15 protein-coding genes and 1 pseudogene are annotated in these 16,393 nt (G+C 71.0%); 11 read left to right on the forward strand and 5 right to left on the reverse strand.

The genetic code is table 11. The features are described 5' to 3' along the window. Positions 1-27: 27 nt before the first annotated feature. Complete coding sequence (locus AB0B58_RS30625; RefSeq protein ID WP_360230567.1) at positions 28-2,394, reverse strand: hypothetical protein; 2,367 nt, start codon at positions 2,392-2,394, stop codon at positions 28-30. Positions 2,395-2,739: 345 nt separating this feature from the next. Between AB0B58_RS30625 and AB0B58_RS30630 the strand changes: the two genes are divergently transcribed. After that, the gene (locus AB0B58_RS30630) at positions 2,740-4,050 is read left to right on the forward strand and encodes a DUF4185 domain-containing protein (RefSeq protein WP_360230569.1); all 1,311 of its coding nucleotides are present in this window, start codon (positions 2,740-2,742) and stop codon (positions 4,048-4,050) included. Positions 4,051-4,115: 65 nt separating this feature from the next. On the opposite strand, the gene AB0B58_RS30635 is transcribed toward AB0B58_RS30630, so the two are convergent. Beyond that, a complete protein-coding gene (locus AB0B58_RS30635; protein WP_360230571.1) occupies positions 4,116-4,745 on the reverse strand; it encodes a TetR/AcrR family transcriptional regulator in 630 nt (209 codons plus the stop codon). 97 nt (positions 4,746-4,842) lie between these two features. Here AB0B58_RS30635 and AB0B58_RS30640 point away from each other — a divergent pair, with 97 nt between their 5' ends. Both AB0B58_RS30640 and AB0B58_RS30645 read left to right on the forward strand, forming a co-directional pair. Beyond that, the gene (locus AB0B58_RS30640; protein WP_360230573.1) at positions 4,843-6,165 is read left to right on the forward strand and encodes a cytochrome P450; all 1,323 of its coding nucleotides are present in this window, start codon (positions 4,843-4,845) and stop codon (positions 6,163-6,165) included. Between the two features lie 41 nt (positions 6,166-6,206). Beyond that, positions 6,207-7,121, forward strand: coding sequence for a hypothetical protein (locus tag AB0B58_RS30645; protein ID WP_360230575.1), 915 nt, complete (start codon positions 6,207-6,209; stop codon positions 7,119-7,121). A 24-nt stretch (positions 7,122-7,145) separates the two neighbouring features. Here AB0B58_RS30645 and AB0B58_RS30650 read toward each other — a convergent pair. Continuing rightward, positions 7,146-7,369 (reverse strand): annotated as a pseudogene (locus tag AB0B58_RS30650) (hypothetical protein). A 326-nt stretch (positions 7,370-7,695) separates the two neighbouring features. Here AB0B58_RS30650 and AB0B58_RS30655 point away from each other — a divergent pair. From AB0B58_RS30655 to AB0B58_RS30665, 3 genes are all read left to right on the forward strand, one after another. Next, entirely contained in the window at positions 7,696-8,403 is a 708-nt protein-coding gene (locus AB0B58_RS30655) for a glycoside hydrolase family 16 protein (protein ID WP_360230577.1), read from the forward strand. Between the two features lie 93 nt (positions 8,404-8,496). Continuing rightward, positions 8,497-9,270, forward strand: coding sequence for a M15 family metallopeptidase (locus AB0B58_RS30660; protein ID WP_360230579.1), 774 nt, complete (start codon positions 8,497-8,499; stop codon positions 9,268-9,270). 56 nt (positions 9,271-9,326) lie between these two features. Next, the gene (locus AB0B58_RS30665; protein WP_360230581.1) at positions 9,327-9,872 is read left to right on the forward strand and encodes a hypothetical protein; all 546 of its coding nucleotides are present in this window, start codon (positions 9,327-9,329) and stop codon (positions 9,870-9,872) included. 9 nt (positions 9,873-9,881) lie between these two features. On the opposite strand, the gene AB0B58_RS30670 is transcribed toward AB0B58_RS30665, so the two are convergent. Next, entirely contained in the window at positions 9,882-10,592 is a 711-nt protein-coding gene (locus AB0B58_RS30670; protein ID WP_360230583.1) for a polysaccharide deacetylase family protein, read from the reverse strand. Between the two features lie 379 nt (positions 10,593-10,971). Between AB0B58_RS30670 and AB0B58_RS30675 the strand changes: the two genes are divergently transcribed. The 4 genes from AB0B58_RS30675 to helR all read left to right on the forward strand — a co-directional run bounded on the left by AB0B58_RS30675 (position 10,972) and on the right by helR (position 14,630). After that, on the forward strand, positions 10,972-11,484 hold the full coding sequence (locus tag AB0B58_RS30675) for a hypothetical protein (RefSeq protein WP_360230585.1): 513 nt from the start codon (positions 10,972-10,974) through the stop codon (positions 11,482-11,484). 159 nt (positions 11,485-11,643) lie between these two features. Then, a complete protein-coding gene (locus AB0B58_RS30680; RefSeq protein WP_360230587.1) occupies positions 11,644-11,835 on the forward strand; it encodes a (2Fe-2S)-binding protein in 192 nt (63 codons plus the stop codon). 28 nt (positions 11,836-11,863) lie between these two features. Next, on the forward strand, positions 11,864-12,346 hold the full coding sequence (gene bfr, locus AB0B58_RS30685) for a bacterioferritin (RefSeq protein WP_360230589.1): 483 nt from the start codon (positions 11,864-11,866) through the stop codon (positions 12,344-12,346). Positions 12,347-12,503: 157 nt separating this feature from the next. Next, positions 12,504-14,630 (forward strand): RNA polymerase recycling motor ATPase HelR, encoded by a 2,127-nt coding sequence (helR, locus tag AB0B58_RS30690; protein ID WP_360230615.1) that lies wholly within the window; start codon positions 12,504-12,506, stop codon positions 14,628-14,630. Between the two features lie 11 nt (positions 14,631-14,641). Here helR and AB0B58_RS30695 read toward each other — a convergent pair whose 3' ends face one another. After that, complete coding sequence (locus AB0B58_RS30695; RefSeq protein WP_360230591.1) at positions 14,642-15,658, reverse strand: nitronate monooxygenase; 1,017 nt, start codon at positions 15,656-15,658, stop codon at positions 14,642-14,644. A 437-nt stretch (positions 15,659-16,095) separates the two neighbouring features. Between AB0B58_RS30695 and AB0B58_RS30700 the strand changes: the two genes are divergently transcribed. Beyond that, positions 16,096-16,393, forward strand: a 298-nt coding sequence (locus tag AB0B58_RS30700; protein ID WP_360230593.1) for a winged helix-turn-helix domain-containing protein, incomplete at its 3' end; no start/stop codon positions are given.

The following is a 16,393-nucleotide window of genomic DNA, read 5'->3' on the forward strand; positions in this document are numbered from 1 at the left end:
GTATTGCCACTGCCGGGCCGATCGGGATCAGGAGGCGCTGACGCCGACGACGCCGGAGTTGTCACCGCTGCCCGCACGGTAGGCGACCACCTGGTAGCTGCCCGCCAGGCCGGACTGGTCCGCCCACTGCTCGGTCGCGGTGCCGGTGACCAGGCCGAGGCGGTCGAGCAGGTGCACCTCGCCGGTGACGGCGCCCTCGACCATGAGGAAGGCCTGCACGGTGACCGTGCCGGCCGGCGCGCTCGCCGAGTACGAGCTCGTCACCCAGCCGGTAGCCGGATCGACGGTGGCCATGTTCTGCGTTGCCAGCCGGGTGACCTTGCCGGTGCCGTCGGTGAAGGCCAGGCCCGCCCGGACCTTGCGCCCGGCGGTGCCGGCCTGGAACGACGCGACCGAGGTGTACGTGGTGCCGGCCGTGCCCGCGACCTTGCGACTGGACGTGCTGATCTGGCCGCTGCCGGTCGCGGTGAGCATCAGGGCCGAGGTGCCCACCGCGCCGGCCGAGTCGGTGCGTGACACCCGGGTCAGCGCCCCGGCGGTCCACCCGGCCGTGCCGGCGGCGGGGGACTCGAGGTCGGCCGCGTCGGCGTCGAGCAGGTTCTCGGGTACGGCGGAGCTGCCGACGGACAGGTCCGCGACCTGGGTGCCGTCGCGGTACACCCGGTACCCGGCGATCGGGTTGCCGGTGGCGTACGACTCGTCCCAGGTCAGCGCGGTGTCGGCGGCCTCGAGGTTGGCCGGGGACTCGGGTGCGAGGGCGGCGGTGCGCAGCGGCGCCGCGACGAGGCCGGCCGTGGCGTTGGTGGCGCCGTCGGGTCCGGTGAGCACCGTGCCGGTCGGACGGGCCGACGACTTGCGGGTGCCCAGGTGCACGCCGTACCAGGTGGTCGGGTGTTCCTGGTCGTCGACCACGGTGTTGCCGTAGATCGAGTCGCCTGTGCCGACGGACAGGCCGATGCCCGCGGTGTCGAACCAGCCCGCGCCGGTGTTGTACGAGGTCGACCCGCCGAATCCGGCGTTCACGACGCGGTTGCCCACGATGGTGTCCGCCGCGTCCTTGGCCTGTGCGCTGCCGTACACGATGATCCCGGACTGGCGCGGGCGCACCACCGTGTTGTCCCTGATCACGTTGTTGCCGCCGAGGCGGACCAGGTGGTCGGTGGCGCTCGTGCTCGCGTCGGCCCAGCCGCCCGGCGTGCCGGGGGTGCCGTCGGCGTCGAGGTAGTCGTCGTAGCCGACGGCCACGCCGACCGTCAGGGAGTCGAGGATGCGGTTGCCCGCCACCAGCGTGTCCCGCGGCTGGGTGATGTCCTTGTTCGGCCCGGTGTGCGAGTAGGCGGCGTTGGACGAGAGCACGATGTGCGCGCCCTCGAGCACGTTGCCGGTGACCGTGGCGGCGACGACGCCCTCGAAGTACATGTTGCCGTACTCGGCGACGCCGCGGGCCGCGGCGACCGCCGGCACGGTGTGCACGACGTTGTCGCGCACGGTCGTGCGGATCGCGTTGGTGAAGTCGAAGCTGTTGCCGCGGATGGTCGCGTCGAACTGGTTGCCCTCGATCACCGTGCCGTCGTTGCGCCCTCCGCCGCCGATGTTGTCCTCGCCGTCGGACTCCGCGCCGCCCCAGTTGTCGAAGCGGTTGTCGGTGACGCGCACGCCGGTGGTTCCGGAGACCCACAGCTTGAAGTACTCGAGGTTGGTGAAGCGGACCTGCCGCACGGTCCAGCGGTCACCGGCCGCGATGCCGCCGCCGGTGTTGGTGTGCGCGCCGAGCGTGGTGCGGAAGTCGCAGACCTGCGCCGGCCGGCCCGGGAGCCCGGCGGGCTCCGGCGCGCCGGCCCCGGTGCGGCAGTTGCCGTTGACGGTGAGGTCGGCGACGAGGTTTGCGCTGCCGGCCTCCTTCTTGTCGCTCGGGCGCACCAGGAAGCTGTAGGCGAAGTTCTTCCAGTTCACCGTCGGGTCCATGACCAGGCTGGTGGCCGCGATGCCGGCGCCGCGCAGGTCGACGTTCGGGGGCAGCCGCAGGCCGTTGGTGAGCCGGTAGGTCCCCTCCCCCAGCAGCACCGTCGCGGTCCGGGCCGGGGTGAGCACGGCGCCGTCCGCGGCGACGACCGCCGGTGCGGTGCGGGTCGCGGCGGCGTTGATCGCCTGCTGGAGCACGGCGTAGTCGTCCGCGACGCCGCCGCGCGGTGCCGGAACCCGCGCGCAGGCCGGGTCGGCGGCGCAGTCCTCGGCGGCCATCGGGGCCGGGCTCCCGTTCGCGGCCAGCGAGTACGCCGGCGCGTCCGGCACCTCGGCCATGGCCGGGCCCGGCACGGCGACCGCCACCAGGACGGACGGCAGTGCGACGGCGACGGCGGCCGCGGCGCGGCGGGCGGGGACGGGCAGGTGCATCGGTGCTCCGGTCGGTTGCGGTTCGGGTGCGATCCGGGGTGCGAATCGGGTGCAACCGTATGAGCGGGCCCGGCCAGCGACCTCGGCCGAAAGGACGACGGGCGACTTGTCCGATTGGCGGCTAACGCTCAATACGCACAGTAATGTGCCGTACGTCACTCCGGACCGGGGCGCCGCACTCCGCCGAACGGACCGCCCGGAGGAGCCGTTCACACGTTCCGCCGCGGTCGCCCGGGACGCACGGCCGATCCACCCGAACGGCCCGCGATCGTCCGCCGCCTGAGCGGGGTGTGGTGGTGCTCCGATACCTTCACCTCGCAGGCGGCACCGGCGCGAAGGAGATCGATGGACGGCACGGCCGACGTTCCCCGCGCACTGGTCCTGCCGACGACCGAGAAGGGCGAGTTCTACGCGGTCGCCGACGGGACCGTCGAGAACGGCGAGCTGAAGATGTTCTACCACCGCATGCGCCGCTGCGGCACGGAGACGCTCGACGTCGAACTCGTCGGCACCGCGCTCGCGACCTTCGCGATGCCGTCGCCGCGGCCGGCCTCGGTGGTCGATCTTCCGGTCGACGCCGCCGTCAGCTGGGGATCGGCTCTGCTGCCGGACGGGAACCACACCTACGTATACGGCACCTCGTCGGCGCCGGGCCGGATGAGGTTCGCCCACCTGGCCCGAGCCGCCGCAGGCGACCTCGGAGGCGCCTGGCAGTTCTGGACCGGCTCGCAGTGGTCGCCCGATCAGGCCGCGTCGGCGCCGATCCTCAGCGGCGTCGGGACCACCTATTCCGTGCAGCGGATCGGCGCCGGGTACGTCCTGGCCACCCAGGAGAACAACCTGCTCTTCGACCCGCAGATCGTGGCCTACCCCGCCGCGTCGCCGACCGGGCCGTTCGACGCCCCCCGTCACCTCTACACGGTGCCGGGGATCGAGGCGGGTTCCGACACCGTCGTGCACGACGCGCGCCTGCACCCGGAGCGGTCACGGGCCGGCAGGTTGCTGCTCTCATACCACGTCAGCAGCCTGCGGGCGGGCGGCCCGCGCGCGGATTCGCCGCAGTTCGTCGAGGTCGACTGGCCGTTGCCGGCGCCGCCGGACCACCCGCCCGCACCGTCCGGGCTGACCGTGACCGCGGCCGCGGACGAGACGGCGGACCTGTCCTGGAACGCGGTCCCGGGCGCCACCGGCTACTGGGTCTACCAGCGCGACGTCACCGCCGGGCAGACGCACTTCGCCCGCCGGCGGTCCGCCGTCACCGCGGTCACCTACCGGGCCGGCCTGCTGATCCCGGGTCACCGGTACGAGTTCAGGATCGCCACGGCCGCGGAAGACATCGAGGGGCCGGCCGGAACCGCCGTGACCGCGACCCCGCACAGCACGAGGCCGGTCACCGACGTCATCCGGTTCGCCGGTACGCCCGACGCCGTCGCCGACAGCTACATCATCAGCCTGCGACGCGGCGCGGTCCCGGTCGAACAGGTGGAGCGATTCGGCCGGCAGCTACTCGCGCAACACGGCGGCACGTTCGGCGACAGCTTCGCGGCCACGCTGCACGGCTTCGGGGCGACGATGACCGAGCCGGAGGCACGCGACCTGGCGTCGCACCCCGACGTGGACTGCATCGAGCAGAATCACTACGTATATCTCGATTAGGGTCCCGGGGCCCCAGGTGACCGACCCGTGGCGCACGTCCCGCCACCCCGGCCGGCCGCCGGTGGTCAGCGGCCCGGCGCGTCCGGTTCCGGGCCGAGCAGGGCGATGCTGGCGCGGATGGCGAACTCGGTGTTGTCGCGCAGTCGTCCGCCGTCCTCCACGGTGGTGGCCGTCAACTCGCGGAGCCCGCCGAGCAGCATGACCGCGAGCTGCCGGGAGACCGGGCCCGCGCGCACAGCGCTCCAGGCCTCGGTGCCGCAGAGCGTCTGGATCATGGCGACGAAGGCTTCGAGGTGGTCCCGCTGCAGGTCCCGGGCCGCCGCGCCGAGCGACGGCACGTCGCGGATCCAGCTGAGGGTGATCTCGGGCCGCGACTCGGCGCTGGCGATCCAGGCCTCGACGGCCTGTCGCACCTGGCCGGTCCAGGGCGCGGCCGGGTCGACGGCGGCGGAGATCTGCTCGATCATCTGCGAGTTCGCGTCGTCGAGCAGCGCGACGTAGCAGGCTTCCCGGTCCGGGAAGTGCGCGTAGAAGGTCCGCCGCGAGGTACGCGCCCGCCGCACGATGTCGGCGACAGTGGTGTTGCGGTATCCGACGTCCACGATCGACCCGGCCAGGCCGTCGAGCAGCCGCCGGCGGTAGTCGCCCGCGTCGTCCGGTGTGGCCGCCGAGGTGCGATGCTGCGCGGTTGTCACGCCATACCCCTCATCCGGGCGCGGTCCTTGTCCGAAATGGTACGCGAGCGTACCATTGCCCGGTACGCTCGTGTACCAGCAATGGAGGTGTTGTCACATGACAGTCGTCACGCTCCCTCCAGGTCCGACCGTGCCCCCACTGGTGCAGACCGCCTACGCGCTGACCGTCAGCCGGCGCGGGATGTACCGGATGCGGGACCGATACGGGGACACCTTCACCGTCAACCTGCCGCCGTACGGCCGCGCGCTGGTCATCAGCGGCCCCGACGAGATCAAGCAGCTGTTCCTGGCCAGTTCGGAGGCCGCGGACAATCCGGCCCGGAATCTCGGCAAGGTGCTCGGTCCCGGCTCGTTGTTCGCGCTCTCGGGCGAAGAGCACCGCCGGCGGCGCAAGCTGCTCGTCCCGCCTTTCCACGGCCGCCGCCTGGGGGCGTACGAGAAGATCGTCGAAGAGGAGACCGTGCGGGAGCTGGCGTCGTGGCCGCAGGACCGCGCCTTCCCCACGCTCCCGTCGATGACCCGGATCACGCTGAACATCATCCTGCGCGCGGTGTTCGGCGCCGAGGGCGCCGAGTTCGCCGCGCTGCGCGAGCTGCTGCCCCGGATGATCAAGATCGGTTCGTGGCTGGCGTTGCTGCCCGAACCCAAGGTCGACCTCGGACGCCTGGGCCCGTGGGGCCGGTTCGCCGCCGTCCGCCGCGAATACGACGCCGTCGTGGCACGGCTGATCAGCAAGGCTGAGCGGGACGACGCCCTCGACGAGCACGACGACATCCTCGCACTGATGCTGCACAGCCGCTACGACGACGGCACCCGCATGAGCCACAGCGAGATCGCCGACCAGTTGCTCACGCTGCTCGCCGCCGGGCACGAGACGACCGCGACGACGCTCGCCTGGGCGGTCGAGCGGCTGCGCCGCCACCCGGCGATCCTGCAGGCACTCGTCGACGAGGCGGACGCGGGCGGCAGCACCCTGCGCGAGGCGACGATCCTCGAGGTGGAACGCTCCCGTCCGGTGATCGACTTCGTGGGACGGCAGGTGAAGTCCGACGGCTTCCAGCTCGGCCGGTGGACCCTGCCGAAGGGATACACGATCCTGGTCAGCATCGCGCTGCTCCACGAGGACGAGTCGGTGTTCCCGAACCCGCTGGCCTTCGATCCCGGCCGGTTCCTCGACACCCGACCGGATCTGTACCGGTGGATCCCGTTCGGCGGCGGCAGCCGGCGATGCCTCGGCGCCGCGTTCGCGAACATGGAGATCGACGTCGTACTGCGGACCATGCTGCGCGACCTCGTCCTGCTGCCGACCGACGAACCCGAGGAGCGCTGGCACTCGCGCGGCATCGCCAACGCACCGGCCCGGGGCGGCCGCGCGGTCGTCCGCCGCCGCATCCCCGCCTCGGCCCCACCCCCGCACTGACCCGTCGGACCGCGTTTGGTCCGGCGTTCTATCTTGGCGCCGTGATCACCGACAAGCTCGCGCACCGGGCCGTGGCTCTGCTCGCCGTCGGCCTGGTCGCGGCCGGATGTGCCGACGCCGGCGCCACCGACACGACCGGCGGCGACGGCGAACAGGCGCTCGCCCGGTCCCTCGCGGGCATCCAGGCCGGCAACTACACCTTCACCAGTTCGTCCGGTGACGAGGTGCAGGGTTCCGTCCACCTGCCACAGGGTTCCTCGATCTCACAGCGGTACGGCCCCTCGGTCCTGCGGGTCGGCTCCACGTTCTACCTGAAGTACCGCATCCACGGCGAGCAGCACGACCGGTACGGACAGCTCTACGACGAGTACGCGGCCGGCGCGACGAAGAAGCAGCCCGCCGAGGCGCGCAAGGCGAAGCGGATCCTCGCGGTACTGGACGGCGGTAGCTGGGTCCGTGCCGACGAGAAGCGCCTCGTCGCCGCCGCGGCGGCGGACGACCAGAGCGGCATGGAATACCTGCCGCCGGCGCCGACCGCCGCCCGGCCCGACGTCACGGGGGCGACCGCCCTGGCCGATGCCGCCGTATCGGCCCGACTGTCCGGCACCACGATCACCGGCACCCTCGACGCCACCAGGATCGATCCGGAGCTACGCCTGTTCACCAACGACCCCTACTACGCCTACGGTCCCAGGGCCAGGGCCATGCCGTACCGGGCGACCCTCGACGACCAGGGCCGCCTCACCCGGATCACCGTCGACGTGCCCGGGCGACTCGAGGCGCCGGCCTCCCAGCCGCCGGCCGGCATCCCCTCGGACGCACCCACCGAGACGCCCGAGCAACCGCTCACCATCACCGTCTCGCGTTACGGCCAGACCGCCGCGCCGGGCCGCCCGGCGGATGCCGTCGAGCTGGATCCCGCCGCCTACGAGATGCTCACGAACGACATCGACTGACGGCTCCCGCGGGTCACCCTGCGCTCACGGCGAAGGGAGATAGCCGACCTCCGCGGAGCCCGCGGCGATGCGGACGTCGTAACCCCACCGCCGAGGTCGTGGTCGAGCCACAGCTGGTCCAGCCGTCGGTGCCGGTAGCTGTCGAGGAGGACGACGCCGGCCGCGCTGGTGCGTGCCACGTCGGCATCGCGGCCGTCGACGAACGACCGCAGGTCGTCGACGAGGACGTGGTGGTACCCGGCACCCATGGCAAGAGTTCACCACACCGGCACGACAGGTAAGACCACTCGGAGAATTTCCCGTTCCGCCACAGGCGCGCCGCAGATTCACCACATCCGGTCGGCATCCCACGGATCGTCATCCCATTTGTGGACTCGGCGACTCCGATCATTGCGCCGCGCCGCAGTTCCAGAACCGCCAGTTCAGGCCATATCTATTGTCTGACATCAATTCATGTCCGATGGATACAGGATAATGGCAGACTCTTTACAAAGAGGAGGCGTATGTGTCCAGATCTCGATCTCGCGCCGCGGTGATGCTGGCACTCATCACGCTCGGCGTCGTCACCGCCGTGATGGATCCGGCCGGCAGAGGACCGGCACAGGCCACCATCGGCGGCACCTTCGTCGACAACCTCGACCGGGATGACACCGGCCGCTGGCACAAGGCCGACGGCAGGAGCAACGGCGGCATGTTCAACGTCGGCTGGCGCCGCGACCACGTCCGGTTCGGCGGCGGGGTCGCGAGCATCGATCTCGACACCGCGACCTGCCCGGCCGGCTGCTCGGGCAAGCCATACGCCTCCGGCGAATACCGCACCAACGGCCTATACTCCTACGGGCGCTTCGAGGCGCGCATGATCGCTGTCAAGCGCCCCGGCACCGTGACCGCGTTCTTCACCTATACCGGGCCGAGCGACGACCAGGCCTGGGACGAGATCGACGTGGAGATCCCGGGAAAGAACACCACCCAGATGCAGACCAACTATTTCACCAATGGCACCGGCGGCCACGAGAGCGTCATCAATCTGGGCTTCGACGCGGCGGCCGCTTACCACAACTACGCGATCGAGTGGCGGAATCAGGGCACGATCAAATGGTTCGTCGACGGCCGGCTCGTCCATCAGGAGAACGGCTCGCGCGGCGCGCTTCCGACCCGCCCGCAGCGAATCATACTGAATCTATGGCCGGGCATCGGCATGGACGACTGGCTGGGTGCATTCTCCTATCCCGGTACGCCGCTGACCGCCCGCTACGCCTGGGTCAAATACACCAAGTACTGAGGTGGCGACGGAGCTGTCGCCGTCGGCTACCCCTTGTGAGGTTATAAGTCCGGAAAGTCGACTTCTGGGCGGATGATGCCATAGCCTGGTGCCGTGGTACGTCGGATCGTCGCCCTGAGCCTGATCTTCACGTCGCTGATCGCCGCGCCGGCGCCCGCCGTCGCCGCGGCACCGGCCACCTTCGTCGACCTCGCCGCCGTGGACCCGACGATCCTGCACGACATCCGGTACGCGCAGGCACACAACTTCGTCGGCCGCCGCATCCGCGGCTATCTGGAGCCGCGGTGCCTCCTGACGCGCCGGGCGGCGTCGGCGCTGAAGACGGCACAGGCCGCGCTGCGCCCACGCGGCTACACCCTGAAGGTCTACGACTGCTACCGCCCGCAGCGCGCGGTGAACGACTTCGCCGCCTGGGCGGGCAACGCCGCCGACAACCGGATGAAGCGCGAGTTCTATCCGCGCGTGGCCAAGTCGACGCTCTTCGCGGACGGCTACCTGGCGCACCGGTCGGGCCACAGCCGCGGCAGCACTGTCGACCTGACCCTCGTCCGACTGCCGGCCGCCGCGGAGCCGCGGTACGTGCCCGGGCAGCCCCTCGTGCCCTGCTACGCCCCGTACGGGCGCCGGTTCCGCGACAACTCCATCGACATGGGTACGGGCTACGACTGCTTCGACCCGCTCGCGGCCACACTCGACCCGCGGGTGACCGGCGCGCGCCGCGCCAACCGGCTGCTCCTGCGCGACGCCATGACCGCCGCCGGATTCAGCAACTACTCCCATGAGTGGTGGCACTACACGCTCGACGGCGAGCCGTACCGGTCCACCTACTTCGACTTCCCCGTGGCCAGACCCCTGCCGGCCGGGTAGTGGCTACCTAGAACTGTGGTCCGGCGACCAGGTGCCGAACCACGAGGAGCGCCCCGGTGACCGACCTCGCGATCGTGGCGGTGGCCGACTCGTGGGTGTTCTGGCATCTCGGGGTCGACAACGCGAGGTTCGTCTTCGCCGACGCGGACGCGCTGAACTCATGGGAGCATTCCAGGCCGTTGGACGGGCTGGCCGACCTGGTCCTCTGGGGACGCGACCAGGAACAGGTCGCTGCCGAATTCGGTGCGCCCCGGCTCGGCGATTCCGCCGACGTCGGGTACGGGTGGGTGGACCTGCCCGTCAGGGAGGCATACCGGCGAGCGCTGGCCATCGAGGCACGGCGTAACGAACCCGGCGGGCCGAGGTTCGCGTTCGACTTCCGGCCACACTCACATCACTGGCAGGTGATGGGCCCGGTAGGAGCCTCCGACCATGAGGCCGGCGTGATCCAGGTCGGTGGCGCGGACCTCCTGATGGCGATGACCTCCGTCGGTAACGGCTACTTCCCCGTCCATCTCGACGTCGACGCCGCCGGCATCCTGGTCGCCCTCCGCATCGACGTCGCCGGCGAGGACTGGTCCGTCACCAACGTCCACGGCTGAACAGAACACCTAGCAGCTGGGCAGGACCTTGAACGTGTATCCCTTGCTCTTCAGCTTCGGCAGGATCCGCTTGAGGGCCGCGAGGGAGTCGCGCTGCGAGTCTCCGCCGTCGTGCATCAGCACGACCGATCCGTTGTGCACGTTGCGGATGACCCGGTTGTAGATGCCGGTCGACGTCTGCGAGTTCTCCCAGTCGCGGGTGTCGAGGTCCCACAGCACCGTCTTGAGCCCGACCTCCTTCGTCCAGCGGCGCACCGAAGAGTTGGTGGCGCCGTACGGCGGGCGCATGCAGGCGCTGCGGTAACGGCCGAGGGCGCTCTGCGTGCGGGTGAGCTGGCTCTTCACCTTGCTCTTGCTGAGCTTGGTCAGGTTCGCGTGGCTCCAGGTGTGGTTGGCCAGCAGGTGCCCCTCGCGGTGGATGCGAGCGGTGATCTTGGGATGCGCCTTGGCGTTCTGCCCGGTGGTGAAGAAGGTGGCCTTGGCGCCGTACTTCTTGAGCGCGTCGAGGTACCGGGGCGTCCATGTACCGGACGGCCCGTCGTCGAAGGTGAGGTAGACCGTCCGCTTGGCCGCCGCCTGCGCGGACTGCGACAGGACGGGCGGCAGGGACACCGCTTGCGCCGGAGCGGACGACGTGGGCGCGGCCTGCGCGGGTGCGGCGATGAACGCGGCTCCGCAGGCAAGCGACATCGTGCTCAACATGACGGCAATGCGGCGCATCCCTGCTCCTTGCTCTCCCCGGGCGGGCTCGACCCCCGTAGTCGGAGTGACGCTACGTAATGAGCCCCCGGGTTCCATAGCTCAGCGTGATAGCTGTGGCCGTTCGGTCAGCCAGGTTCCGCCGTCATGACTTCACAGTCGGCGCAGTATGGGAGAAAGTGCGCAGGTGAATCGCTCTGAGTAGTTCATTTCGTGCACTATCAGTGATGGGATGGGTGGGCCGGACCCACGTTGCTCAACGGCTGGACCTCGCCGGACGGCACGTGCAACGAGCGCGGCCTGCGTCACGTGACCCCGCTGACGTCAGACATCCCCCGGAGGCCGCGGCGAACATGAGGAAATCCCGTGTTTGCCGCATATCGGGCCTAGGCTTCCTGCCATGGCTCGATTCCGTAGGCGCCTGCTGGCCGTCGCGACCGCGACCGTCGTCCTCCTCGCACTGGGCGCCCCCGCCCGCGCCGACGCGCGTGACGGTGACCGCGGTGACCGGTCGGTGGTCACGGTCGTCGCCGACGCCGCGGTTGCCGCCGACGGGAACCTCGCGGGCGATCCGCCGTTCCCGGTCGCGTACGGGCCCGGCGGCTCCGGTGTGGACCTGCTCGAACTGCTGCGGGGGCTCTGCCCCAAGCTCAGCACCGCCGAAGGCGCGCAGCGTTGCCTGTCGCTGCTGACCGCCGTCTTCAACTCGCCGCAGTGCGCGGCGAGACTGCTGGCCGCCTCGGTCGTCACCCTGTCCAGCCTGTTGATCGCGTTGGGTTCGCTGTCGTGCATGAGCATCCTGGGGCCGGCGCTGGTCCGGCTCGCCGCGCTGTACAACTGCGTGAAGGTCCACCACGATCTCGGCTACTGCATGAGCCAGCGGCTGGGAAGGGCCCGCCAGTTCGACGCCTGACCGCCGAACGCGGCCCCACCGAGGCCCGCCGGTAGATCGCGGCGACCGCGTGTAACAGCAGGTCCCAGGGTGATTGATGGCGCATCTTGTCGACGCCGCCGCCGAATAAGGCTAGCCTTCCCTTGGTAATCCCGAGGAGCCCGACAGGCAGGTGGCGACGTGTACGTGTGCATCTGTGCCCGCGTCCGCGAATGCGAGGTACGCGCGGCCATCCGCGGCGGAGCCCGCTGTGAGGACACGGTCGGCGAGGCCTGCGGTGCCGGCACCGGGTGCGGCACCTGCCAGCCCCGGATCGCCGAGATCATCGACGCCGAGACCGGGGCGAACACGCCGGTCGGCGCAGCTCGCTGAATTCGGACAAACTACGTAAAGTTTAGACATGCAGGGCGACGAGCAGGTCATCGAGTTCCTCAACGCACAGCTCACCGCGGAGCTGACGGCGATCAACCAGTACTTCCTGCACGCAAAGATGCAGGACAACTGGGGCTACACCAAGCTCGCGGCGCACACCCGCGCCGAGTCGATCGACGAGATGCGCCACGCCGAGGCGCTCACCGACCGCATCCTCTTCCTGGAGGCCCTGCCGAACTACCAGCGCCTCTCCCCGCTGCGCATCGGCGAGTCGGTCCCGGAGCAGTTCCGCGGCGACATGGCGATCGAGGTGGAGGCGGTCGACCGCCTGCGCAAGGGCGCCGCGTACATGCGGTCGATCGGCGACATCACGTCCGCCAAGCTGTTCGAGGACATCCTCGCCGACGAGGAACACCACGTCGACTATCTCGAGACGCAGCTTCAGCTCATCGAGACCCTGGGCGAGGCGTTGTACCTGCAGAACGTCACCGAGCACCCCACCGCGGGGTAAGCGGACAAACGAAAAGAGGGAAGCACCCGCTCCCCTCCACCTCTAACGTATAGCGCACCCGGGGGCTTGCGGCAAGACCCGGGTGATACCGCAGAATCGCTGGCCGAGGCCAGAACCTGCGGAAAGAGCTGATGCCGTGAGCCGCCTGACCACCAGCATGTTCGATCTGCCCGACCACCTCTCCACCAAGGCCGACCCGGCGCTGATCGCCCGCGACGAGCAACACTTCGCGGCCATCGCGGAGCGCCTCGATCAGGTGTCCGCCGAACTGTCCGACCGCCTCGACGCCGAGCGCAGGGCGCCCGGCGGCACCGGCCGGCGGGCGCTGGACCGGGACCAGGAGATCCGCCGGCTGACCGCCCGCCTGCGGGATCTGCGGCGCTTCGGCGTCGACCTGTGCCTGGGACGCATGGTCGGCGCGGACGGCACCGAGCCCGTGTACGTCGGGCGGCGCGGCCTCACCGACAGCGCGGGCCGCCGGCTGCTGGTCGACTGGCGCTCCCCGGTGGCCGAGCCCTTCTTCGGAGCGACACACGCCAACCCGATGGGCCTGGCGAGCCGCCGCCGGTACCGCTGGACCCGCGGCCGGATCGGCGACTACTGGGACGAGGTGTTCACCCCGGACGGGCTCGAGGGGCGCGCCGCGCTCGACGACCAGTCCGCGTTCATCGCCAGCCTGGGCGCCAGTCGTTCGCCCCGGATGCGTGACGTGCTCGGCACCATCCAGGCCGACCAGGACGCCATCATCCGGGCGGGATCGCGCGGCGCGCTGGTCGTCGACGGCGGCCCGGGTACCGGGAAGACCGTCGTCGCGCTGCACCGCACCGCCTACCTGCTCTACTCAGACCCGCGCCTGGGCCACCGGCGGGGCGGCGTGCTGTTCGTCGGCCCGCACCAGCCCTACCTGGCCTACGTCGCCGACGTGCTGCCCAGCCTCGGCGAGGAGGACGTGCAGACCTGCACGGTGCGGGACCTCGTCGCCGAGGGTGCCGCCGCGGCGGTCGAGACCGACCCGGAGGTGGCCCGCCTGAAGTCGTCCGCGAACGTGGTCCAGGCGGTCGAGGCGGCCGTCCGGTTCTACGAGGAGCCGCCGGCCGAAGGCATGACGGTCACCACCGGCGAGTCCGACATCTGGCTGAGCGCCGCCGACTGGGCCGAGGCGTTCGAGGCGCCGGGTCCCGGCACCCCGCACAACGAGGCGCGCGACGAGATCTGGGAGGAGCTGCTCACCATCCTGATCGACAGGTACGACGGCGACGAACCTGTCGACCTGCTCCGCCGGTCGCTGCTGAGCAACCGGGAACTGCTCACCGCCTTCAACCGCGCGTGGCCGGTGCTCGAGGCGACCGACCTCGTCGGCGACCTGTGGTCGGTGCCCGCCTACCTGCGCAGGTGCGCACCCTGGCTCGGCGCCGGGGAGGTGCGGAGGCTGCAGCGCGCGGACGCACAGGCCTGGACGGTGTCCGACCTGCCGCTGCTGGACGCGGCGCGGCAGCGGCTCGGCGACCCGGAGGCGTCGCGGCGCAGGCGCCGGCAGGACGCCGCCGTCGCCGCCGAGCGCGTACACATGGACCGGGTCGTCGAGGACCTGATCGAGGCCGACGACGACCCCGAGGGCGTCATGCCGATGCTGCTCGGGCGGGACATGCGGGACGCGCTGGTCAACGAGACCGCGCTGCCCGGCGCCGAACCGGACCGGCTCGCCGGCCCGTTCGCGCACATCGTCGTGGACGAGGCACAGGAACTGACCGACGCGGAGTGGCAGATGCTGCTGCTGCGCTGCCCGTCCCGGAGCTTCACCATCGTCGGGGACCGCGCACAGGCCCGGCACGGGTTCACCGAGTCGTGGCGGGAGCGGCTCGAGCGGATCGGGCTGAACCGGATCAGCCTGGCCTCGCTGAGCATCAACTACCGGACGCCGGCGGAGGTCATGGCGGAGGCCGAACCGGTCATCCGGGCCGTGCTGCCGGACGCCAACGTGCCGGCCTCGATCCGCAGCGGCGGCGTGCCCGTCGTGCACGCGGCCGCCGCGGAGCTCGGCCCGCTCCTCGACGCCTGGCTCGCCGCGCACGCCGAGGGGACCGCCTGCGTCATCGGCGATCCCGCCTTCCGGGCGACGGCCCGCGTCCGGTCGCTGACCCCGGAGCTGTCCAAGGGGCTCGAGTTCGACCTGGTCGTCCTCGTCGACCCGGACGGATTCGGCGACGGCATCGAGGGGGCGGTCGACCGGTACGTCGCGATGACCCGGGCGACGCGGCAGCTCGCCATCCTCACGAGCCGCTGACGCTCAGAGGATCAGACGGAAGGAGCGCTCAGCCGCGACAGGATCTCCGCCACCGGGCCGGGCCGGGCCTCGACGTGCGCCGTGCCCGCCCACAGGTTGATCGCTTCGGGGTCGCCCCGCTCCGCGGCCGCCGCCCGGATCCCCGCGGTCAGGTGGTGCACCGCGGGATACCCGATCGGCGCGCGCTCCGAGTAGGCGTCGGTGAACCGGTTCCGCAGCGCCCGCGCGGGATGGCCGGTGAACGCCCGGGTCACCACGGTCTCCTTGAACCGCCCGGAGAGCATCGCCTCGCGTTGGGCCGGCCGGGTACCGGCCTCGTCCGCCAGCAGGAACACCGTGCCCGCCTGAACCGCGACCGCGCCGGCCGCCAGCAGGCGCCGGACGTCCGCCGCGGTGCCGGTGCCGCCCGCCGCGACGACCGGCAGGCCCACGGCCGCCACCACGTCGCGGACCAGGTCCGGCGCGGTGGAGGAGCCGTCGTACCCGGCGGGCGAGGTCGTGGCGGAATGGCCGCCGGCCGCGCCCGCCTGGACGATCAGCGCGTCCGGTCCCGCGGCGGCGGCCCGCCGCGCCTCGTCGGCGTCGGTGACCGTCACGAGCACGGTGGACCCCGCGCCGCGCAGCGCCGCGACGACCGTCGGATCGGGTACCCCGAAGGTGAAGCTGACCAGCGGCACCGAGGCGGCGACCGCGATCTCGACCTTGGCCGCGAAGTGGTCGTCGTCGTCCAGCCGCAGCTGCGGGAGCGTGACGCCGTACCGCCGCGCCTCCGGCTCCAGCGCCCGCCGGTACTCCTCAAGGGGCGCCACGTCGGCCGGGGGCGGCGACGGCACGAAGACGTTCAGCCCGTACGGCAGCCCGCTGGCCCGCAGCTCCGCGACCTCGCGTGCCACCGCGTCCGGCACCTTGTACCCGGCCGCCAGAAACCCCACCGCGCCGGCGGACGCGGCCGCCGCCACCAGCCGGGCCGTCGAGGGCCCGCCCGCCATGGGCGCCACCACGACCGGGCGTTCAAGATCCCAAATCATGATCCCATTCTGCCGCATCCGGTGTCACCGCTCCGCCCGGCCACGGGAGGTTCACCGCTTGTTCGCCGGGTACCGCACGGCACATCCTCGCACCGGACGTCCACTGGGGAGGATGATCCATTTCTACCCGCTCGGACACGTCCGCTCCGGGCGGGCCGCCGGCTGTCGGCTGTCCGACCGGCTCGAAATTGGCACGGTCCGGGGTGTATCAAACCTGCGGACCGGAGGTCTGGAAGTGGGTCGGAACCATCAGACCTGATGCATCGCCACCTATGTCCCAAAGTCGACTACCGATAGCTACACACGCCGCACAACAGGTGTGCTTCGGGGTGTTACCGTCGCTGCGGCTGAGGGCTTGCGTCATCTGATGACGCGACAGCACAACGGGTTTCGAGACCTGGAAGCGGCCGAGTTGGGGAGCAGGTGGAAGGAACGAGATGCTGGTCCGGCTCCTGGGGAACCTGGAAATTGTCGCCGAGGGACGCTCGCTGTCCCTCGGCGGGCCGAGGCAACAGACCGTTCTCGCCATGCTCGCGCTGAGCGTCAACAGCATGACCTCAGTGGATCTTCTCATCGAGGCCGTCTGGGGTGACCAGCCGCCGCCCACGGCGCGCGGACAGATCCAGGTCTGCATCTCGACGCTGCGTAAGGTTTTCGCCGGTGCCGGGCATCCGGAGGCGATCCGGACCTGCGGGCCGGGCTATCTGCTCGAGTTGACGCCGGACGAGGTGGACA

This window comes from Actinoplanes sp. NPDC049118 (assembly GCF_040648555.1).
Taxonomy (GTDB): domain Bacteria; phylum Actinomycetota; class Actinomycetes; order Mycobacteriales; family Micromonosporaceae; genus Actinoplanes.